Origin of the sequence: Psychrosphaera ytuae (genome assembly GCF_017638545.1) — a bacterium.
Lineage (GTDB): Bacteria > Pseudomonadota > Gammaproteobacteria > Enterobacterales > Alteromonadaceae > Psychrosphaera > Psychrosphaera ytuae.
Window position 1 is genome coordinate 2,207,486 of record NZ_CP072110.1, and the last position, 21,461, is coordinate 2,228,946.

Annotated in this window: 14 protein-coding genes and 1 tRNA gene; 5 read left to right on the forward strand and 10 right to left on the reverse strand. The window is 43.8% G+C overall.

Features of this window, described 5'->3' with window-relative positions; translation table 11 throughout:
- Positions 1-12 precede the first annotated feature (12 nt).
- Complete coding sequence (locus J1N51_RS09950) at positions 13-1,722, forward strand: two-component system response regulator (RefSeq protein ID WP_208830911.1); 1,710 nt, start codon at positions 13-15, stop codon at positions 1,720-1,722.
- Positions 1,723-1,726: 4 nt separating this feature from the next.
- On the opposite strand, the gene J1N51_RS09955 is transcribed toward J1N51_RS09950, so the two are convergent.
- From J1N51_RS09955 to J1N51_RS09970, 4 genes are all read right to left on the reverse strand, one after another.
- Positions 1,727-3,634 carry a S9 family peptidase gene (locus J1N51_RS09955; protein WP_208830913.1) on the reverse strand — a complete coding sequence of 636 codons (1,908 nt, stop codon included), beginning with the start codon at positions 3,632-3,634 and terminating at the stop codon, positions 1,727-1,729.
- A 154-nt stretch (positions 3,635-3,788) separates the two neighbouring features.
- Positions 3,789-4,574, reverse strand: coding sequence for a class I SAM-dependent methyltransferase (locus J1N51_RS09960; RefSeq protein WP_208830915.1), 786 nt, complete (start codon positions 4,572-4,574; stop codon positions 3,789-3,791).
- Between the two features lie 309 nt (positions 4,575-4,883).
- Positions 4,884-4,960: transfer RNA gene (locus J1N51_RS09965), tRNA-Ile, on the reverse strand.
- Between the two features lie 90 nt (positions 4,961-5,050).
- Positions 5,051-7,816, reverse strand: a complete 2,766-nt coding sequence (locus J1N51_RS09970; protein ID WP_208830917.1) for a choice-of-anchor B family protein — start codon at positions 7,814-7,816, stop codon at positions 5,051-5,053.
- A gap of 173 nt (positions 7,817-7,989) precedes the next feature.
- Between J1N51_RS09970 and J1N51_RS09975 the strand changes: the two genes are divergently transcribed.
- Both J1N51_RS09975 and J1N51_RS09980 read left to right on the forward strand, forming a co-directional pair.
- Positions 7,990-9,651 carry a DUF342 domain-containing protein gene (locus J1N51_RS09975; protein WP_208830920.1) on the forward strand — a complete coding sequence of 554 codons (1,662 nt, stop codon included), beginning with the start codon at positions 7,990-7,992 and terminating at the stop codon, positions 9,649-9,651.
- A 100-nt stretch (positions 9,652-9,751) separates the two neighbouring features.
- Positions 9,752-11,254: a thioredoxin-like domain-containing protein gene (locus J1N51_RS09980; protein WP_208830922.1), complete on the forward strand. Its 1,503-nt coding sequence runs from the start codon at positions 9,752-9,754 to the stop codon at positions 11,252-11,254.
- Here the strand turns inward: J1N51_RS09980 and cysG are convergent.
- From cysG to J1N51_RS10000, 4 genes are read right to left on the reverse strand one after another with little or no spacing between them, the layout of a single operon-like run.
- The gene (gene cysG, locus J1N51_RS09985; RefSeq protein WP_208830924.1) at positions 11,238-12,692 is read right to left on the reverse strand and encodes a siroheme synthase CysG; all 1,455 of its coding nucleotides are present in this window, start codon (positions 12,690-12,692) and stop codon (positions 11,238-11,240) included. The two genes, J1N51_RS09980 and cysG, sit on opposite strands and share 17 nt — an antisense overlap.
- A gap of 1 nt (position 12,693) precedes the next feature.
- Positions 12,694-13,491, reverse strand: a complete 798-nt coding sequence (locus J1N51_RS09990; protein WP_208830926.1) for a phosphoadenylyl-sulfate reductase — start codon at positions 13,489-13,491, stop codon at positions 12,694-12,696.
- Positions 13,492-13,525: 34 nt separating this feature from the next.
- Entirely contained in the window at positions 13,526-15,253 is a 1,728-nt protein-coding gene (gene cysI, locus J1N51_RS09995; RefSeq protein WP_208830928.1) for an assimilatory sulfite reductase (NADPH) hemoprotein subunit, read from the reverse strand.
- Positions 15,253-17,121, reverse strand: coding sequence for an assimilatory sulfite reductase (NADPH) flavoprotein subunit (locus tag J1N51_RS10000; protein WP_208830930.1), 1,869 nt, complete (start codon positions 17,119-17,121; stop codon positions 15,253-15,255). The genes cysI and J1N51_RS10000 overlap by 1 nt, the downstream gene beginning before the upstream one ends.
- Before the next feature lie 233 nt (positions 17,122-17,354).
- On the opposite strand from J1N51_RS10000, the gene J1N51_RS10005 reads away from it, so the two are divergent.
- Positions 17,355-18,293 (forward strand): diacylglycerol/lipid kinase family protein, encoded by a 939-nt coding sequence (locus tag J1N51_RS10005; RefSeq protein ID WP_208830932.1) that lies wholly within the window; start codon positions 17,355-17,357, stop codon positions 18,291-18,293.
- A gap of 13 nt (positions 18,294-18,306) precedes the next feature.
- On the opposite strand, the gene J1N51_RS10010 is transcribed toward J1N51_RS10005, so the two are convergent.
- Both J1N51_RS10010 and J1N51_RS10015 read right to left on the reverse strand, forming a co-directional pair.
- Complete coding sequence (locus tag J1N51_RS10010; protein WP_208830934.1) at positions 18,307-19,056, reverse strand: DUF481 domain-containing protein; 750 nt, start codon at positions 19,054-19,056, stop codon at positions 18,307-18,309.
- 97 nt (positions 19,057-19,153) lie between these two features.
- Positions 19,154-19,945: a DUF481 domain-containing protein gene (locus J1N51_RS10015; protein WP_208830936.1), complete on the reverse strand. Its 792-nt coding sequence runs from the start codon at positions 19,943-19,945 to the stop codon at positions 19,154-19,156.
- A 283-nt stretch (positions 19,946-20,228) separates the two neighbouring features.
- Between J1N51_RS10015 and J1N51_RS10020 the strand changes: the two genes are divergently transcribed.
- A complete protein-coding gene (locus J1N51_RS10020) occupies positions 20,229-21,446 on the forward strand; it encodes a BaiN/RdsA family NAD(P)/FAD-dependent oxidoreductase (RefSeq protein WP_208830938.1) in 1,218 nt (405 codons plus the stop codon).
- The last annotated feature ends 15 nt before the right edge of the window (positions 21,447-21,461 follow it).

Genomic DNA, 21,461 nt, shown 5'->3' on the forward strand with positions numbered 1-21,461 from the left:
AAGGTTGATTACATGAAGTTATTGCTGGTGGACGACGATCAAGTCGACCGTATGTCTATTAAACGCTTACTAAAAAAGTCAAAGCTCGACGTAGACATTACGGAGGTTGAGACTGGGTTAGAGGCTCTGCGAGCCATTGAGACTGAACAAGATCATCAATATGACTTGGTACTGTTGGACTATCAATTACCTGATATGAATGGTTTTGAAGTATTAAAACGTACTTCTAATGGTTTGTTTGGAGCCACTGCCGTTATTTTTCTTACAGGACAAGAAGACGAGGAGCTTGCCAGTCGCTGTTTGGAGCATGGCGCTCAAGACTTCTTATTGAAAAAGGAAATCACACCTGCACACCTACAAAAAGCAATAACTCACTCGAGACTCAGATACGAAAACGAAAAGCAACTCGACAACAGTCGAAAGCTGATGCAAGACTTAGCAGAGCACGATCAACTTACCGGATTGCTCAACCGCTATGCTTTTGAGCAACAAATAAAAGAAACGGAAGCACTGCGAAAGCGCATTGGTTTTACCTTCGGCCTTATGCTCTTGGACTTGGATAATTTTAAGTGGATAAATGACACCTATGGCCATGACTGCGGTGATGAATTACTAAAGCGAGTTGCCGAACGACTTGAGCACGTTTGTCGAGAGCAAGACCTATTGTGCCGGTTGGGAGGAGATGAATTTGCAATTGCGTTAGTCGGTAAAGCACGAGGTTACTCTCACAAAGTGGCACAACGTATTTTTGATTCGTTTAAATCACCCATATACGTCAACGAGTTGAGTGTTAACGTTGAGTGCAGTATTGGTATTGCGGACTTTGAAAATGATTACATAAACCTAACCGATGCACTTAAAAAGGCTGATTTGGCGATGTATCACGCTAAATCGAGCGGAAAAAATCAATTCCATTATTTTTCAGAAGAATTACAGCAAGCGGCAGAGCGAAGGATAAGTGTCGAAAGCGAAATTCGCCAAGCATTAACAAACAGAGAGTTTATCCCTTATTTTCAGCCTCAAATAGATACAGAGACCAAAAAGATAATTGGTGCTGAAGCATTGGTTCGCTGGCAACACTCAGAGCAAGGATTAATAGGTCCAGGGGAGTTTTTGGATATTGCCGAGGAAACCGGACAAATAAAAGAAATAGACCAACAAATTTTAGAAAAAGCCATTGCGCAAAGGGCTGAGTGGGCACAGTCTGAAGGAATAAAATCGGATTTTCGAATTGCCATTAATATTTCGGCACGGCATTTACGCGACGAGTCTTTTACAGCTCGTGTTAAATCCTTGATCAGTAAGTACCAATTGGACCCAAGTGTAATAGAGCTGGAAATCGTCGAAAGCGAACTAGTTAATGATTTTGAAATGGCAGTTAAAGTCATTGATGAACTCAATGAACTTGGGGTGATTTTGGCAATTGATGACTTTGGTACAGGTTATTCTTCTCTGAGTTATCTAAAACACCTTAAGGTGCACACATTAAAAGTAGATCGCTCATTTATTATCGATGTAGCAACTAGCAATATTGACTGTAACCTGTTTAAAGGCTTAATTAACCTTGGCCAGTCAATGAAGTTACAAATTGTCGTAGAAGGCGTTGAAAATATAGAGCAATTTGAGAAGTGTGAGCTGTACCACGCAGAAATAGTGCAAGGCTTTTACTTTTCCAAGCCATTGGATGCAAAAGCCTTTAGAGAGTTTTATAGAAGTTATTGATTGCTTAAATGTGTTTTGTCAAAAACGCATCGAGGGCATTTAATACTTCTAGATGGTATCGCTCGCGATAGAAGTTGTGACCAGCCCCGTCTAATTCAATGTAGGTGGCTTCCTTATCGGCTTCTTTAAGTGCGTCGAGCATGCGTTTAGATTGCTCATAAGGTACCACTTTATCTCGAGAACCATGGATCAGCAGAACCGGCTTAATCACATTTTTAGCATCATTTACCGGAGATATGGTGTCTAAATATTCTTCAGTCGCCATGCCATTTGCCATTGACCCGTGCCAGTAAGACATCACCCAGTGGTCTTCACCTACTTGTCGTTGGGTGACTTCCAGCATTCGATTTAAGTCCGAAACTCCGTTAATAGAAACAGCACACTGATAGACATCAGGTGTTTTGCTGATCCCTGATAGAGCGGCATATCCACCGTAACTCATACCGACAATACAAGCTTTTTCTTTATTAACAATACCCTTGTTAGCAAAGTAAGTTAGAGTATCGACTAGGTCATACTGCATTCCTGTTCCCCACTGACCTCGACCTTTTAAAATATGATCGACACCAAAGCCACTTGAGCCTCTGAACTGAGGCTGGATAACCGCATAACCTTTAGACGCAAAAAACTGTGCCATCCAATTAAAGCCCATGGTGTCATGGGCACGAGGGCCACCATGAGGAAACATGATCACGGGTAGGGCTTTGTTTGCCTTTCTAAGTGGCAAGGTCAGTAACGTTGGAATTATAGTGCCGTCCCTCGCTTCAATACTGAATTCACTGACAGGGTGAACCAGCTCAGGATTAATCTCTTCTCTTGCTGAGCCGAGTAAGTTAATTCCGCCATTTTTGTAAAGAACAAGATCACCGGCACTTAGTTCACCGTCCATAAACAAAATCATCTCGTTCCAGTTATCACTGAAATCTGAAATCGTAAACGTGTTGTTTGGCAGTGCTTTAGCCAAACCCGCCATTCTGGCATTGAGCTTTTGATCAAAAAACTCATAGCTTGGTTTAAATCCACTAAATTTTACGCCGTGAACAACTTGGTCTAAACCTTTAACAAGGGCCTCTACGTCTTTTTCCGTGTGCTCAAAAATAGGGTCACTCAATGAACCATCTGCAAGAGATAACTCATACACACTGAAAGTACCTGTTTCTAGGTTTGTTGTAATCGTTAGGAGTGATTTTCGATCTGGAGTCAGACCATCAAACGAGTATTTAGGAATGTCAGTTTTATCACTAAAAACTTCAACCCATTCATCATTTCGTCGAGCCTCGACAGTATGTAAGTCATTGTCGTTGTTAAAACGCTCTCGTGCGATAACATTTCCCTCTACGTCCAAAAAGAAGTTAATGGTGTCGCCGGTACCTTTTTGATAAAGCCTAGGCAGACGTTTGTTAGCAAGATCCACTTTATATAGGCTGAATTGGCCTGGGTTTTTGTATGCTGTCATATAGGCAAACTGTTTATCTGGTGAGATACCAACTATGTTACCTAGCTGAGTTTGACCTTCATAAATCCCAAATCCACGGGTTAAAAGCTGATGAATGGAGTTGTCTTTGAGGTTAAATGCGTAGGCACGACCGACATTGTAGCGGCCTCGATAACCGACCATACGCTGCTCGGACATGACTTTGAAAATCAGTCGCTCATCGTTTACAAAAGCGATACCCGTCGGTTGCACTTCAGATACATCAATAGCACCGAGTAATTCACCCTTTTTTAAATCGATGACAACAACGACATCTTGTTCTGATTTTGTGTCGCGATAAGCGAGGCGATCACCTGAAGGCGAAATAGCCATCAAGCTTTTACTAGGTAATTTGGCGTAAGCCTGAAGTGAGTTTTGGCTTGGTTGAGCGTTGGCAGTGGCAACAAAAAGCGCCAACACAAATAGAATAAATCTCATAACGTTCCCTGTTTATAAATTGTCAGTAGCAAAACAAGTCTAACAGAGAAATGGTTGGAGTGTGTACAGGTATAAAGTTGGGTAAAGAACCAAAGTTAATGTTTAATGAAAATATAGGATGGTTACTGGGTTATCAGTGTTTTACTTTTACAATCTAATACCTGGCTTTTGGTGAAGTTATCACGGAGTCAAACTTACCAGCGTTATAGACTTTCTCTGCCAAAATCACTATTTCACGGTGAAATTTAGACGGTACTACTCTATAGGCTAGCGTTAACAGTGCTTTTTTCTTACTCCTATTATTTTTATGATATCTGTAAGTTGTAGAGTTTACGACAAAGCCACTCGCTTCTAGGCAACGACCAACTTCCTTTGAGGAATACTCACGTACATGCCCCATATGCCCTAAGCCTCTAAGCTTGGAGAATTCAATTACAGGGTCAGCAATGCTTCGCCCTGTTAAAAACCTTGCGATAGAGGGTAATGAATAAACATTTGGAGTGGTTAAAAGAAGTTTGCCACCTGGTTTTAGTACTCGATTAAGCTGACTAAGAGTAAATGGTAAATCGATTCTTAAGTGCTCAAATACTTCACTAAATATTATATATTCGAACGAATTATCAGGAAACGGTAAAGGTGACAATTCGATATTACAGGCGTGAATATTTAATTTAAACTCTTCGATAATTGGTGCAATGCGCTCTGGTTTTAAGTCTACTCCGACTACATCCAAATTATGTAACGAGAGTAGTGCCGTCATATGTCCGGGTGCAGAACCAATTTCTAAAATAGGGCCTTTAGGGTTCAGCTTTAATAACAGTTCTAAGTCGTTTTGAAATCGCTTTTTATGATCCAAGAAGTAACCCAACTGACAGGAGTCTGTTAGGTTCACATTTTTTGATAAAAAATCTTCAATGATTTGGAAAGAGTGAAGCTCCATTTCTATTGTCTCTTTATCTACTTTATGACTAAATTATTCATTCTGTCGTCAAATTGCAACTCAGTGCGTCCACTTTGTTTATGTTACTTAACTAGAGTGAGTTAATCTTTTCCATTTTTCTTGGTGAATAATCCTCCGTGGTCATTCTTCTTGGAAAAATAAGCACCATGTTGTAGCTAATTTATGAATTAAATATGGGGGGTACAGGACAGGAATGTTTGTACAAACTAAAGGTTGTGCTTCGGATTTTTTATAACAAGGCAAAATATAAAAATGTTCGTGGATACTTGCTAGGAGAGTCTTTAAAAATGGTGCCCCCACCTAGACTTGAACTAGGGACCTACCGATTATGAGTCGGGTGCTCTAACCAACTGAGCTATAGGGGCACTTATAAGAAGCGGCAAGGAGTATAAGCAATGTTAAATTACTTGTCACTCCTTGTTTTTGCTTCAAGTCATTAATTGACCAATGATTAATCAATTTTTTCGGCGTTTTATTGCCAATAACCCCAACGCGAGTAGCAAGGTGATTGGGTGGTATGGCATTGAGCCTGAGCTACTGTTCGATTGTGTCTCAACCGGTGGCGGACCCATAGGTGGCACGCTTTGTCCTTCAACGATAAAGGTCGCAGTGGCAGAGCCTTGTGCGCCAAATATATCGGTGACCGTTAAAGTCACTGGAAACTCTCCAGCTTCGCCTGCACTAATGGTCGCATCAAGCTCATTTGGGTTATTGATGGTGATGTTTTTACCTTGTGAATCCACTTCCCAAAGGTAGCTAAGTTCGGCCGAATCATCGGTAATAGTCGCGAAGCTGCTCAGAGTAAGTTGATATTGACGATCAAAAGACACCGAACTCAGGGTGACAATAGGAGCTTGATTACTCTCATCATCGATGATCTGAATTGAGGTTGTAGATGCTGCGTTGACATTGTCAGGCGTGACGGTTTCGAACTTTAATACTAGTGTCTCTACACTTTCGGTTTCGTCATCGTCGTTAATTTTTAGTTGAACAAATTTGCTCTCTGAGTCTCCATCCGCCCACGAAATGGTTGGAGTTAAGATCTCTGCGTCTGCTAAAGCACTGCTGTCTGAGCTCTCGTCAAAGGCGACTGATACTTCTACCGGGCCTTCGGCGCCAAATCGACGCAATACTTCTAATTCAAAGACTTTACTGCCGTTGTCAAAATCAACGTTTTCATAGACAGTTAACTCAGCTTGACTAAATTGCACTGTACCATTTTTGCCAGTACCTGCAATTTGAGCGGTGACTGATCTCTGGGTACTGAGTGTTGCACCACCTTGAACATTGGTCAAACGAACAATAAATTGCTCTGTCCCTTCGTCATCAAGGGTATCAAGCGTGGTATTGATCACTATCTCTTTACTCGATGTATCGCCATCGGCCCAGCTTACAGTGCCTGTCGAACTAGTGTAATCGTCACCTGTTGCAGACTGGTGTAGGGTTTCGTATTGAATTGAAACAGCACCGGTACTGCCGTCAATGCGACTAATGGTAAATGTGGCCGCAGTGCCTTCTTCGACTTCCTGAGTCAGCGGGCTAAGTTCTATTTTACCCTGTGGAACGTCTCGAGTATTGTCGCGCAAAATGTACAAGCCAGAGTTGATATCACTCGCTAAAATCAAGCCACTCGGCAAAAACGGATATACACCCCAGGCGCCATTAAAACGAGGTCTGTCGCCAACCGGAAAAGTATCAAAATAGCCAACGGTAACCGGGTTGGCCGGATTTGAAATGTCGAGTACAGTGATACCACGTTCGTAATTAGACATGTAATAGCGATTTCCGCGCACGTAACCATTGTGATCAATAGAAGTTGTCGGACCGACCCATTTACCCACTTCGGTTGGAGCAGTTAGATCTTGGACATCAAATACGTACACAGTGGTATTGTTGCCGTTGCGAACTTCGTCGAGCTCGTCATGCAAATAAACGTAGTTTTTGTCTTCTGTATACCAACCTGAGTGCGTATATTGAGCACCTTGGTAGCTGATCGAGCCCAATTCTTTGGTATTACTCGGGACCGTCTGATCCCACAAGCGCATTTCATTTTCATTAAAATCTAAAAAGACGTCACACCGGCCACCTGCTTGCTCACACTGAGTGACGGCTCGTTGGTCTTCGACCATCATTGATGCACCATCGTGAGTATAGTCTGCTCGGGTATTATCGGTCGGAATATAAGCAGCCGTTGGTTTTTCTGGGTTGATTAAATCAAAACTGTTGTGTCCGCCACCGTATTTTGTGGCACCGAGACTGTGAAGTCTTGCACTGTCATCATTGATGGCAACACCAGTAGAGTAATCGACATTGGAAATATAAATATTGTGCTGACTGCCAATAATCGAATCTCTTCTTACGAGTCTGGCTTCTGGTAAAAAGCTCAAATCAATGATGGCCATACCTTGACTTGAGCCATCCGCAGATGAATACGCGTATGCTTTCCATAAGTTTTCTGCTGTTGAAAAGTACTGGTAGACTTTGATGTCGCGCCAGCCTGCATTGGGAGCTGTGATAAAACTGACTTCAACGGGGGCCGACGGCGTTGAAATGTCAAAAATTGCCACTCCATTTAATACGCCAATAATTGCGTATTCTTTACCCGTATTGAGGTCCACATGGCCCCAGATATCATTAGCCGAATCAGGTTTGCCAGCCATTTGTGTTAACGGAATATGAGCGACTAAGTCCATGTTACTACACGCAAACTCTCCGGCTTGACCGTTTTGGCACGTCACTTCAGTTTGCGATTCGTTTAGTGCTTTGACACTTGCGAGTTTTTTGTTGAGGGTTTGTCGCGCTTCTGTGCTTAGGGCTTTGGCATCTAAAATTGGAGTAAAGCCTTTTTGAATAAATTGGGCGTGAAATTCCTTGGGCACGCCACTTATAAACACTTCATTTTGCTTTGGTTTTGCAGATTTGAATCCACTTAACTTGTCATACCCGCCTCGTACCTCAATTAGGTCATTTGTAAGATAAAATACATCCGCAATATCGCTTATGGTGTAGCTGCCTTTGGCAACTTTAACAACATCTCCTTTATTGGATAGGCCCGCGGCGAAACCTATTGTTAAGCAGGGTTGTTCAATGTTGTCACAGTTCCCCTGGTCTTTACCGTCAGGAGCGACATATCTCGCTTTACCGTGATCGGCGTGGCCATTGGCATAGGCTGTAAACAAACAAGCTAATACCAAACTGACTTTAATTGATTTAAAAATCATGGCTTTCCATCCTTGTTTTGCGTCGGTTATAAAGTGTAAGGTTCAGTATTGAACAATTTGTTTAAAAAATCCTCATTAAAATTGTAATCAAATATGCATTTGGGCACGAAACTTGGTTACAATAATTTACGCAATCGGAACCTCATTTTTGAGTTTGGTTTTAAGGAAGTAATTTGATCGCATTGACATTTTCTAAGGAAGGGGCAGATATTTACGCCGCAATAGACTGTAAAGAGCCAGTGCCCTTACTTGATGAAAAAGACGTTTCGGAAGCCTTTAAGGCGTCCGAGTTTAGTAGTGCGTTTTTAATTTTTGAAGAATTGTCGAGCTTTATCGAAAAAGGCAATGAATTCATTGAACTAGCTGAAAAAGATCCAGCTTCCTTACCAGATGGCGACACTCGATTTGGCCATCGCATCGCTGAATACCGAGATGCCAAACTCAAAGTTATTGTTGATAAAGATAAAATGTCCGCCAAACTTCATCTCGAATCTGCGTTTGGTGGCGAACAACCGTCCGTGGATGATGTAAAAGAAGCATGTCGTAAGGCAGGTGTCCGCTTTGGTATTAAGCGTTCTAGGGTAGAAGGGTTATTAGAAAAAACCTTTGATGCGTCGCCAGGCGAAGTATTTGAAGCCCGAATTGCCTTTGGCAAAGAGCCAAAAGATGGCAAAAATGCTTATTTTAAGCCGCTTGTTGAGTTGTTCTCGGAAAAGCTGCGGGCGCCTACTGAAAAAGAAGGCGGCAAAGTTGACTTAAGAGACTTAGGTGACATTGATACGGTAAAACCGGGCCAGCAGATATTCCAAAAATTTCCTCTGACAGAAGGTGTACCCGGCATGAATGTACTCGGCGAAGAATTGCCGCCTACACCGGGTAAAGATCTTATTTTGGAGGAAACCCAAGGTACAGTTATTGATCCTAATAACCCAGATGTGTTGTTAGCCAAGCGAGAAGGCCTTGCTCGAGTCATTGAAAATCGAATGGAAGTGGACAATGTCTATTCGCTTCCAGAGCTTACCCCTAAACAAGGCCATGTTAAATTTAATGGCTCTGTCATTATTTCGGGTGATGTTTCGCCTGAAATGAAGATCATCGCAACGGGTGACGTTGTCGTTGGTGGTTTTGTTGAGTCTGCACTGATACGTTGTCAGGGCGAAATTACAATTATGGGTGGGGCGTCAGGTAAGTTACTCGAGCCTGAAGTCGAGGGCCGCCAATACAACTGCTTGTTAGAGTCAGGGTATAGAATCAATATCGCCTTTGCTAACCAAATTGATATTCGTGCGAAGCGTGATGTGTTTGCACACAAACAATTATCCCACTGCAATATCATTGCGGCATCATTAAAAGTCGGACAAGGCACTACCCCTAATGGCAAGTTAATTGGTGGCACTCTGATGTTGAGCAAACACTTGGAGGTCGGTCATTTAGGTGCACCTGCAGGTGCGGATACACATGTGTCGCTGAATAGAACGTACAAAATTTTCCGTCAAAAAGAAGACGCAATGTGGGCCAAAATCCAACCTTACAACGAAGACTTAGAGGCGCTCAAAGAAAAAGGCAAAATGCTAATGAGTGACGCTCAGAAAGCGGAGTACAAAGCAAAGTTACTCAAACTCGAAAAAATCGTCGGTCGTTTACAAGAACAGCGTAAAAAGCTTATTCAGCGTCGCCGTGATTACCTAGACGCACTCAGTGTCGTAGTTCATCACACCTTATATGCAGGTACCACCGTAGAGATAGGTGACAAATCCAAAATCAATGATCGCCAGCGTGGGCCATCCATCATTCGACTCAATGAATTTGTTTTAGAAATCGAACCAAAAGGCTAGTTAGATTGAATAGTGGCTTTTTTGGCTGCAACTTTTGATCAGTTACGACGGTCTACTTCGTACACACCATAAAATTATCTGATTTTAACAGGAGTTGCCTATGTTTCGTGGCGTTTCGAAGTCTGCTGTGTTTGTTGTCGTCATACTGAGCTTAATCGGCTCTGTTTATGCCAATAAGTCTCTTGCTAGTGATTTAACTTTCCACGATTCCCTTGATTGGTTTAACGTCAGTCGCGACTTAACTGATAAAGACATTGCAGGTAAAGTCGTCATTCTGGATTTTTGGACCTATGGCTGTGTTAACTGCGTGCATGTTCTTCCTGATTTACATCGGTTAGAAGAGGAATTTGGCGACAAACTCGCTGTGATTTCCGTTCATTCTCCTAAGTTCGAAAATGAAAAAAATCCCATCACACTTCGCAACATCATAGCTCGTTACGAGATTAAACACCCAGTTGCTAACGACATAGACTTTAAGTTGTGGCGTGAATATGGAGTTAGAGCTTGGCCTACGTTTGTGGTGTTTGGCCCTGATGGCAAATATGCAGGGCAATTATCGGGCGAGGGCAAATACCAGCAACTCAAACGAGCTACCGAATTACTCCTTGAACGATACACTGGAAAGCTTAACGAAACGCCACTACCGGTTAAGTTAGAGACCATGCCTGATGGCTACTTAAAAGCACCCGGTAAAATAGCCGTAAATGATGATTATGTTGTTATTGCAGACTCGTTACATCATCGTATAGTGGTGACCGACCACGCGGGTAAAGTGCGCTTTGAAATTGGTAATGGTAAGCCAAAATGGGTGGATGGTAATTTTGAGACTGCTAGTTTTTATCAGCCTCAAGGCGTCATATTTAAAGACAAAGACACTTTGTTGGTGGCCGATACAGGCAACCATACGATTCGCCAAATTAACTTAGACACTAAAACGGTTTTGACCCTAGCTGGTACAGGGCAACTAGGACGCAGCTATGTAGTCAGACCGAACCCGCTCAAAACTGACCTGCGTTCGCCATGGGCGTTAGCACTGCAAGACGACCAGCTTTACATAGCGATGGCGGGTACACATCAGATATGGAAAATGGACCTAACCAAAAACCGCCTAATGGAATTTGCGGGTAGTGGCCGAGAGCAGTTAACCGATGGTACTTTATCCTCGTCTGCGTTTAATCAGCCTTCTGGCTTGTATATACAAGGCAAGAAGCTTTATGTCGCTGACTCAGAAGCCTCTGCGATACGCGTTATCGATTTAAAAGGTGGCATGGTTGATACTGTTGTTGGCAAGGGCCTGTTTGATTTTGGTGATGTGGATGGTTTTTTCAAAAAGGCATTGTTACAGCACACATTGGGGGTCGTCGCCGTAAATGACAGTACCTTGATTATTGCTGATACCTACAATCACAAACTCAAAACCGTTGATATGAAAAAACGTCGTGTCGACACCATCGATGTGACCGCAGATCAACTCAATGAACCGGGTGGAATCGCCCTTTGGAAAAACAACGTGTTTATTGCGGATACCAACAATCAAGCCATCAAGGTGTTGGATTTAACAAACAACACCTTGTCCGACTTTGTGATTACGCCGCCTGAGTAAAAGGCTCTGCTTGCTCGACTAGTTCGGTTAGCTGCAGTTCGGAATGCAGCTTAACCACTTCACCTATGATGATTAACGCCGGCGAGCCTATTTTGTGCTTTACGGCTAACTCATCTAGCTCATGCAACTGACCAATGACGACGCGCTGGTCTGGTCGGGTGCCTTTTTCAATGATGGCGACAGGCGTGTCAGGTGCGCGGCCATGTTCGATTAGGTTGTCTTTGATGGTTGCACTGCGGATAACGCCCATGTACACCACTAATGTCTGATTAGATACCGCCAAAGAAGGCCAATGTGGTCCGTTGGTGTCAGCAGAAGCGACTGCGTCCGAGCTTTTGCAATGACCGGTGATAAACTGTAAAGACTGAGCATAATCTCTGTGCGTCAGCGGAATACCTGATGATGCAGAACATGCTGCTGCTGCTGTTATACCTGGAATGACCTTATACGGAATGCCGTTTTTGGCAAGTAACTGAGCTTCTTCACCGCCACGTCCATAAATATACGGATCGCCCCCTTTCAAGCGACACACCACTTTGCCTTCTTGCGCTAAGTCGACCAACAGCTGATTGATTTGGTTTTGAGGCAAGGTGTGATTGCCGGCTTTTTTACCCACCGAGATCATCTGAGCGTCTTTTCGGCATAACGCCAAAATAGGCTCAGAAATCAAATAGTCGTAAACAATGACATCGGCCATTTGCATGGTTTGCAACGCTTTAATGGTCAATAATTCTGGATCGCCAGGGCCACCACCGACAAGATACACGTGACCTTTTGGTGCTGACGTTTGGTCGTTTTGAGTGTACTTAGCAAACGTCGTCTCTAGTGCGTTTTGGACGCCATCCCAATCGTTTTGGGCTGCATACTGTGTTGCTGGACCTCTAAAGATGGTTTCCCAAAAATGGCGACGAGATTGAAAGGTCGAAATGCCTGATTTGACCTTGTCCCTAAAGGCTCCGGCTTGTTGTGCCAGCTTGGCAGTCCATTTTGGAAATTGACGTTCGAGTTGTTCTTTCCATAGCCTCGCCAAAACCGGTGCTTTGCCGTTAGACGAAATAGCAATGGTCATAGGAGAACGGTCGATGATTGCTGGAAATGTAAAGCCACATAGCTCAGGCTCGTCTACGACATTAACCCATATCCCCATGGCTTCCGCGTGTTGCTTGACCTTTGCGTTGACCTCTAGGACATCTGTAGCCGCAATGACTAATACATGATCAACAATGTGACCTGCATTGTACTCTGCTTCAATGAGTAATATGTCTGAAGGTGCATTGTCAGCCATTTCCCGAACTTGATCACAGATATACGGCGCAACCACCGTCACGCGAGCACCTGCTTGGCGCATCGATTGGATTTTTCGAAAACCTACTTCGCCACCACCTACGACTAACACAGGTTTGCCTTGAAGTTTTACAAAGATCGGGAATGACAACATATTAAATTCCTCCGCCGTTTTCGTGAAGGCCACATTCTCGGGTTAAACCAAAGAAACGAGTCTCTTCTTCGGTCATACCTGCTTCGAGTTTACGTGTTGTTTGCACGTCACCCACGGACACATACCCTTGTTCCCACAAAGGGTGATAAGGAAGGTCGTGTTTTTTGAGATATTCAAAGACATCTTTGTTGGTCCACTCCAAAATTGGATGAACTTTGAGTACTGGGTGATCTTGACCTGCTAAATAACTTAACTCGGTCACCGCTTTGTCAGCACGGGTTGAAGATTGACCTTGTCGAATACCACTGAACCAAGTTTGAACACCCAGTTCTTTGATGGCGCGACGCATTGGTTCAACCTTGTTCATTTGGTTGTATTGTTTGATCCCTGCTTCGCCTTGGGTCCACAGTTGACCAAATTTTGCTTCCTGCCATGCAGGGGTTAACTCAGAGCGATAGATTTTCAAGTTAAGGTCCAAACGCTCGGTTAACTCATCGATAAATTGATAAGTTTCAGGAAACAAATAACCTGTATCCGTTAACACCACAGGAATATCCGGTTGAACACGAGTCACTAAGTGCAACATAACCGCGGCTTGAATGCCGAAGCTAGAGGACAACATAAACTCAGGCGCAAGGTTGGCTAGTGTCCATTCGACGCGTTCTTCCGCAGACAGAGCAGCAAGAGATTGATTTACCTCAGCAATTTCTTCTACTGTTAATTGTTGTACCCGAGTACTGCTATTTGACAGCACTTGATTAGGGCTAGTTTGCACTGATGAAGTTGCTTGTACCGTCATTTTGTTGTCCTTCTGATTAAAATACACCTAGGCGTTATGCTGCGTGAAAGTCTTTGCCTTCGACCGTTGCTTTGATGATCCCTGCTCTGACGACAAAGTCACCAAAGCGTTCACCTTGTTCACGTTCGCTCGCGTAGCGACCAAACAAGCTGTCTAGCTCGGCTAAGATTTCAGCTTCACCAATGTTTTCGCGGTACATTTTGTTGAGACGGGTACCCAAACCATCAGCCCCTAAGTAGAAGTTGTATTTGCCCGGACCTTTACCGACAAACGCGATTTCAGCGGCAAACGGTCGAGCACAGCCATTAGGACAACCCGTCATACGCAATACAATATCTTGCTCGGCGATGCCGTGTTTAATCGCTAATTCATCGAGTTTGTCGATAAGCTCAGGCAAATAACGCTCTGATTCAGCCATAGCTAGGGCACAAGTTGGTAAGGCAACACACGCCATTGAATTACCGCGAATCGGGCTAACGCCACCCTCGTCTAGGGTTCTGTGTAAACCGTATTGTTTGGTCAGGCCTTCAATCATGACCTTTTCGTCTTCAGGGACGTTGGCAATGATGATGTTTTGGTTGGCGGTCATGCGGAAGTCGCCTTTGTGGACTTTGGCAATCTCGCGAAGACCCGTTTTAAGTTGGCGTTCGTCGGTGTCGATAATGCGGCCGTTTTCGATGAACAAAGTTAGGTGCCAGTTGTTATCAACACCTTTGGTCCAACCCAAACGATCGCCTTGCAGGTCAAATGTCACTGGTTTTGGCTCTGATAGCGCAACGCCGGTATGAGCAACAACCGCATCACGGAATGCGTCGATACCAACTGTATCTATGGTGTACTTCAAGCGGGCGTGTTTGCGGCTTTCACGGTTACCCAAGTCTCGCTGTGCTTTAACAACACCTTCTGAGACTAAAATCGCGTCTTCTTTACTGACAAAGCCTAAGTCTGTAGCCAGTCGTGGATAGGTTGTGACATCGCCGTGCGTCGAGCCCATGCCACCGCCGACCACGACGTTAAAGCCAAGTAGTTTGGCGTCTTTGCCTTCGCCTTCGACAATGGCGATCAGACCCAAATCATTTGTATATACATCTACGTCATTGTGCGGAGGAATCGCCACAGCGGCTTTAAACTTACGAGGTAAATAGGTCGGGCCGTAAATTGGCTCTTGCTCTTCTTCACCTATGTCTAGCTTTTCACCATCCAACCAGATCTCTGCGTATGCACGAGTTTTTGGCAACAAATGCTCAGAAATAGCCTTTGCGGTCTCATACACCTCTTGATGAATATAAGACTCAACCGGATTGGTGTTACACAAAATATTACGGTTTACGTCACCACACGCCGCCAATGAATCAAGACCAATGTCATTTAAGCCACTGATCACGTTTTTGATGTTGGGCTTTAACATACCGTGATATTGGAACGTTTGGCGCGTGGTCAAACGCAAAGAGCCGTACAAGGTGTACTGCTCGGCCATTTTGTCGATGGCAAGCCATTGCTCGGCAGTTGCAACACCGCCCGGTACGCGTGCTCGCAACATGAAAGAGTACAGTGGTTCTAGCTTTTGCTCACGGCGCTCGTCACGAACATCGCGGTCATCCTGCTGATAAAAACCATGAAACTTGGTTAGTTGTGTGTCGTCTTCAGCAAGTGCACCAGTGATTTTATCTTGTAGGCCTTCGCTAATTGTTCCGCGCAGGTAATTACTTTTTGTTTTGATGCCTTCGTTGACGGCTAGTTTTTTAGGGTTGTCTTGGCTCATTAATAAACATCCTTTTGGAATCGTTGGCTTTCACGAAGGTTTTCTAAATAATCTTGAGCGGCATCTGCGTCGATACCTGCTTGGTCTTGAATGACATCAAGTAAGGCTTGTTGGACGTCTTTCGCCATGCGCTCTGCGTCACCACAAATGTATAGGTGTGCGCCTTTTTCTAACCATTCAAAGATGGCTTTGCCTTGCTCTTTTATGCGGTCTTGAACGTAGATTTTGTCAGCCTGATCACGAGAAAAAGCCACATCAAAGCGCGTCAATAGGCCTGAGTCTCGGTACTTGATCAATTCGGCTTGATATAAGAAATCAGTGGTAAAGTGCGGGTTACCAAAGAACAGCCAGTTTTCGCCGTTTGCATCTTGTGCTTCACGCTCTTGTAAAAAGGCTCTGAATGGCGCTATACCTGTTCCTGGACCTATCATGATCACTGGTGTAGAAGTATCCGCTGGCAGGCGGAAATTATTATTCGATTGAACATAAACGTTAACCGTTTCGGCATCTTCGGCGCGATAAGCTAAAAAGCCCGATGCGCCGCCTGTTCGAGTTTGGCTGTGCTGGTGACTTGCAACGTCACTTTCGTATTCAACGACGGCAACGGTTAAATGAACTTCGTCTTCAACTTCTGCTTGGCTACTAGCAATAGAATAAAGTCGCGGTGTGAGTTTCTGTAGACCCGCGACTAATTGGCTAGCTGTGACCTCAGCAGAGCCTTGTGGAAATTCTAACAATACATCCAATAACTGACGCTGCGCACAGTATTGGCGCAGAGCTGTTTTGTCTTCTAATACAGTCGATAGCGCGTCATAGACGACACCTTGTGACTCAAGTAAGGCAGCGTAATGTTTAACAAAGTTAGGGTGTAACAAAGTCAGCTCTAGGTGAGTCGATAATAGTGTGGAAAGTGAGTAGTTACTTCCTTGCCATTCAACTTGCTCTTCTGCTTGCAAGTTAAGGGTTACAATGATTTCTGCAACTAACGCTGGGTCGTTATCAAACCAAACGCCCAAAGCATCACCCGGTCGGTATGAAATACCGCTATCTTCTAACGACAACTCGATATGACGAATGTGCTTCTGGCTACCACGAGCCGTGATCTTTTGATTTGCCAAAACCGGAGCGGCAAACGGGTGATTGCGATCAAAAGCCGATGATGCTGATTGAATTGGTACAACATTGCCTAGATCATTAGCCGGTAGGTTAGAAGAGCCGTTGATTTCTTTGAGTGCTTTACCAAATTGCTCAATAGTAGAGTGTATATAGTCATTTGCCGCTTGATCAAAATCGACGTCTGCTTCAACAACAGGTGCTAAACGTGTCGCGCCTAATTGCGCTAATTGCTGATCAAAGTCATGGCCGGTTTTACAGAAGAACTCATAACTGCTGTCACCAAGCGCAAACACTGAGTACTTTAAGCCGTCCAGCTTAGGCGCTTTTTTGCCATGCAAAAACTTGTGTAACGTCACCGCGTCGTCTGGGGCATCACCTTCACCGTGAGTACTGACGATGATAGTAACAAACTGTTCTTTTTTGAGGTCTTTGCCTTTGTAGTCGGCCATATTTACTAGCTCGACTGCGAGACCCTGTTGCGACGCTTGTTGTTCTAATTGAGTCGCGACTCCACGTGCATTACCTGTTTGTGAGCCCACTAATATCAATAATTTAGCGGCCACAGCTGGCTGACTTGATGCAGAGTCAGAGCTGAAAGGTTGTGCTTGGCTTGCCGCGGCAAGATAGCCACTTACCCAAGCCTGTTGAATCGGGTTGAGTTGTGCGACGAGCTGATTGAGCTGTGTAATTTGCTCAGCAGATAGCGGAGAGGCAGTCGCATTAAGTTGTTGTACAAGTTGTGTTGGGCTCATTGGTATTGTTCTTTCTTTTAAACCGAGTAAATGATTTTAGAAACGAACAAACAAAACAATAAACAGCCTATTGATTTCGATTTATTCCAAAAAGTTATATTGGGCGGAAGGCCCCCGTTTATAAAGGCTTGGAGGTCAGACCGGAGTTATATGTTTTTTTACTATGAGTTAGAACAAAAAGCGTTTAGGCTATTCCTACAATAATAATTATAAGACTTTGGAAGGTCATTGATATGTCAGCGGTTTCCAGCAGTAAAAGTCAAAGACGGTTTTTAGTAGTATTTAATCCGACGCCTCAGCGTTTAAGAAAAGTGCGTTTAAAGAAGTTACTCGATGCGATCAAAGCAACGGGAGACGAATGGTTTTTGTATGCGACCGAGCAAGGTTTGGCAGCCAATGGCGCAGTTTTAAAAACTCGACTCGAGGGCGTTACGGACCTCATCGTGGTCGGTGGTGATGGCACCTTTAATATAGCGATCAACAGCTTACCATTTGATATCAAATCAAAGACACTACCATTTAGAGTTGGCTTGCTGCCTTCTGGCACAGGGAATGACTTTGCGCGTGCTTGGTATGGCAAAGATATGAATATCGATGAGATAATTGACGTACTGTTAGATAATCACTGCCAAACCTTACATTTGGGTGAGTGTGAAATGGTTCAGTCGACTCGGCTTTTTCACAATGTGATGGGGGCTGGTTTTGACGCGATGATTTCGAAAGAGCTCGAACACAAAAAAACACCGTTTAGAAGTTTGAGTTATCTGTGGTCTGCGATTAAATATATTCCATTTTACGAAGAGCCTGAGTGCACCTACAAATCATCACACACTAAACGCGAATTTCGCAATTTACTCACCGCATTTTGTAATTCCAAATACTTTGGCGGTGGTTTGCCCATTGCACCTATGGCCGATGCATCGAGTGCTCGCTTGGATGTGATTTCTGCAGGTCAGATGCCACTCATTAATAAATTTAAGTTGATTGGTAAACTGGTGGCTGGCTCGCATATGTCGTCCCCGGACATATTTACAGAGACGTTAAATAAAGAGGCCTTCGCGCAAATAGAAACGGAAGGCCTCGAATTAGAAGCAGATGGTGAGTTTATTGGTTACTCACCGTGCAAAGTAGATGTGTCGGATTATCATTTGGCGCTCAAAGCACCTCGATAACTCGCCTTATACTTTAGAAGTTAACAACTAAGGTTACTGCGGTTTCTGTATCTGTCTTCTCAAGACCTTCGTCAACGTCAGAGTTAGAGATAGTTTTGAAACCAACTTTCATTTTCATCATGTCAGTTAGTGTCGCGCGAACTGCTGTTTCTGTAATGGTACGAGTGTTGAACTCTGCGTACTCAATGCTAACGTTTTGGATGAATTTAGCTGAATTAGAAAACTTCCATTGATATGCACCAGAGAATCGACCAACAACACCTGAGTCTGTATCACCGTCTTGGTCTTCACCGCGTGAATAACCTGGACCAACGTTGATGTCTAGGAACATGTCTTCACGGTCTAACGCACGGAAGCTGTAACCTGCGGCGATAGTAGTGTATTTTGCGTACGCACCAAATTCATCGTCTGTATAACTACCAAAAATGAAAACGGCAGAGTTTTCACCTAGTTTATAGTCACCTTGTGCGCTTAAAGTATAACGATCATCGGTTTTTTGAGTTACCGTTTCGCCTGCTGCGTTTTCTGTTTCGTTTTCTTTCATCAAGAAATCTAAGGTGTACTTGTTTTTCCATTGAAACAGGTTTTGTTCAACCGTTAAATTGCCGTAATACGAAGACGATTCCGTGTTACCTGTTGTGATTAGAACACCTACTTCAGCGCTCACATCTAGCTCGTCGTTTTCTTCTGCTGCATCGTCCGCGAATACAGAAGTGCTTAGTAGCGCTAGGCTTAATGCGCTTAGTTTAAAGATAGATTTCATGGTCACTCCCTTAAAATTGTGATCGTTAAAGTTTGTATCTTTTTTACTTTTATTTGACTACAGCATAGGTGTTGAGGTCACTAGCGCAAGGAGTGCGTTAAATGATCATAACCAATGTCAAAGATGTTTCAGTTGAAAGCTTTTCTTGCTCGTCATCGACTTGCGTATCGTGGATAGCTTTAAAGCCGACTTTCATTTGCATTGAGCCACTTACCTGAGTGGTAAATGATGACTCTGCGATTGTACGGGTGTTAAATCCTGCGGTTTCGACCGATACGTTTTGAACAAATCGAGCGTAGTCGGTGATTTCCCAATTAAACGCCGCCGAGCCACGAATAATCACACCTTGTTCGTTTTCATCTTCGGAAGTACGGCCTTTGGCATAACCCGGACCTATATTGAAATCCAACACTCGCTTTTCTTCGTTAATCGCCCTAAAGCTATAACCCGCAACTATCGTTGAATAGGTTACGTATGAGGCAAAGCGGTCGTCTGTGTGACTTAAGAAGCCAAACACAGCGTCGGTTTCGGTTATTTCAAAATCAGTTTGGGCTTTAAAAATGTATTGCTCAGCAGTGGTTTGAAGCACTTCTGCTTGCACATCTTCGTCGTATTGTTCGTCTTTTTTATACAGAGCATTAAAGTTGTATTGAAAACGCCACTTTTCCCACTCGTGTTTAGCGTCTAATTTGGCAATGAACGAGCTTGAGTCTGTGTTACCTGAGGTCAGTAAAATACCCAGTTCTGCCGACATGTCCCACACTTTGTCTTTAAACAATGGCTCCAATTCATAATCGCCATACTCATCAACGCGCGCTTCAGCAGCAGGAACGAAGAGAGTTAAAATAACAGTTGAAACGGACAAAAGGGTAATTAGACATTGTTTCATGTAGCGCAAGCAGACCTTAATAATTAGTTATAAAAATTGAAAGATAACGTCCAATGTCACAAAAAGAGAGCAGATTCTACACTTTAGCCGGTATTAAAACTACTATTGATGGTTGTTTTTTGGTCTACTTTTGTTGCTAAGTTACTTGTTATGGGTAGAAGCATTACAAACCGCTTCATCAAAAGCTGTTTTATTGTTGTACTGATTGCACGGATAAAGGAAAATAGCGCCTTATTTTGGCCTGCTCAAACCCTATAAAACGCAATAACAGAATCGAGAAACTATGCCTACTACTTCAACTCATAATCACGACGTCATTATTATTGGTGCTGGTGCAGCCGGTCTTATGTGTGCCGCGCAAGCAGGGTATCGAGGTCGAGATGTATTGGTATTAGATCACGCCAAACAAGCAGGCAAAAAAATCCTGATCTCTGGGGGTGGTCGCTGTAATTTTACTAATATGGATGTTGAGCCCAATAATTACCTATGTAGTAATCCCCACTTTGTGAAGTCGGCGTTATCTCGTTATACCCAATGGGATTTTTTGGGTTTGATAGGTAAGTACCAAGTGGCCTATCACGAGCGTGATTTTGGTCAGTTGTTTTGTGACGACAGCGCCAAGGAAATTGTTCGTATATTGATGTCCGAATGCGAAGCGGCCAACGCAAAAATCCGCCTGCGCACAGAGATCACCGCCATTGAAGCGATAAAAGATGAGCAGGGCACGATAACTCAATACACAGTGACAACACCAAGTCATGTATACCAATGTCAAAGCTTAGTCATTGCAACTGGTGGACTGTCGATGCCCAAATTAGGCGCAACACCGTTTGGTTATCAAGTGGCGGAGCAGTTTGGCCTTAAAGTATTACCGACTCGCGCTGGATTAGTTCCGGTAACTTTGCATCAAGAACAAAAAGAAGCGCTGTCAGAGTTGTCTGGGATCAGTTTACCTGTGCGTATTGAAGCCAATGACGGCACTGTGTTTGGCGCAGATATGTTGATCACTCATCGAGGGTTGTCAGGTCCGTCGATTTTACAGATTTCCAATTATTGGAATCCAGGCGAAGCGATGAGTATCGACTTATTACCTAACATCGACCTCGCAGCTGAATTAGAGTCAGTCAGACAATCAAATCCAAACCAGAGCCTTAAAAACACTCTTTCTACTTGGCTGCCTAAACGCTTTGTTGAGCTTTTGATGTCCATGGAAAACCTTGTCGACAAACCAATCAAACAACTTCAACACAAAGAGTTAGATAGCGTCGTAGCAGTGCTTCACAGTTGGCAGATAAAACCAAACGGCACGGAAGGTTACCGAACTGCAGAAGTAACTCTAGGTGGTGTAGATACAGACGCCATCTCATCCAAAACCATGATGTGCAAAAACATCAATGGCTTGTACTTTGTCGGCGAAGTACTCGATGTCACCGGCTGGCTAGGAGGTTATAACTTCCAGTGGGCATGGGCGAGTGGCTGGGCCGCTGGGCAGGTTTGTTAATCAGTAAATTTATGA

Excerpts from the sequence above, each read along its gene's own strand:
- cysG (WP_208830924.1), bottom strand. The coding sequence starts at position 12,692 with ATGTTGTCATTCCCGATCTTTGTAAAACTTCAAGGCAAACCTGTGTTA.
- J1N51_RS10000 (WP_208830930.1), bottom strand. The coding sequence starts at position 17,121 with ATGAGCCCAACACAACTTGTACAACAACTTAATGCGACTGCCTCTCCG.
- J1N51_RS09970 (WP_208830917.1), bottom strand. The coding sequence starts at position 7,816 with ATGATTTTTAAATCAATTAAAGTCAGTTTGGTATTAGCTTGTTTGTTT.
- J1N51_RS09955 (WP_208830913.1), bottom strand. The coding sequence starts at position 3,634 with ATGAGATTTATTCTATTTGTGTTGGCGCTTTTTGTTGCCACTGCCAAC.
- J1N51_RS10020 (WP_208830938.1), top strand. The coding sequence starts at position 20,229 with ATGCCTACTACTTCAACTCATAATCACGACGTCATTATTATTGGTGCT.
- cysI (WP_208830928.1), bottom strand. The coding sequence starts at position 15,253 with ATGAGCCAAGACAACCCTAAAAAACTAGCCGTCAACGAAGGCATCAAA.
- J1N51_RS10005 (WP_208830932.1), top strand. The coding sequence starts at position 17,355 with ATGTCAGCGGTTTCCAGCAGTAAAAGTCAAAGACGGTTTTTAGTAGTA.
- J1N51_RS09980 (WP_208830922.1), top strand. The coding sequence starts at position 9,752 with ATGTTTCGTGGCGTTTCGAAGTCTGCTGTGTTTGTTGTCGTCATACTG.
- J1N51_RS10010 (WP_208830934.1), bottom strand. The coding sequence starts at position 19,056 with ATGAAATCTATCTTTAAACTAAGCGCATTAAGCCTAGCGCTACTAAGC.
- J1N51_RS09990 (WP_208830926.1), bottom strand. The coding sequence starts at position 13,491 with ATGACGGTACAAGCAACTTCATCAGTGCAAACTAGCCCTAATCAAGTG.
- J1N51_RS09950 (WP_208830911.1), top strand. The coding sequence starts at position 13 with ATGAAGTTATTGCTGGTGGACGACGATCAAGTCGACCGTATGTCTATT.
- J1N51_RS09960 (WP_208830915.1), bottom strand. The coding sequence starts at position 4,574 with ATGGAGCTTCACTCTTTCCAAATCATTGAAGATTTTTTATCAAAAAAT.
- J1N51_RS10015 (WP_208830936.1), bottom strand. The coding sequence starts at position 19,945 with ATGAAACAATGTCTAATTACCCTTTTGTCCGTTTCAACTGTTATTTTA.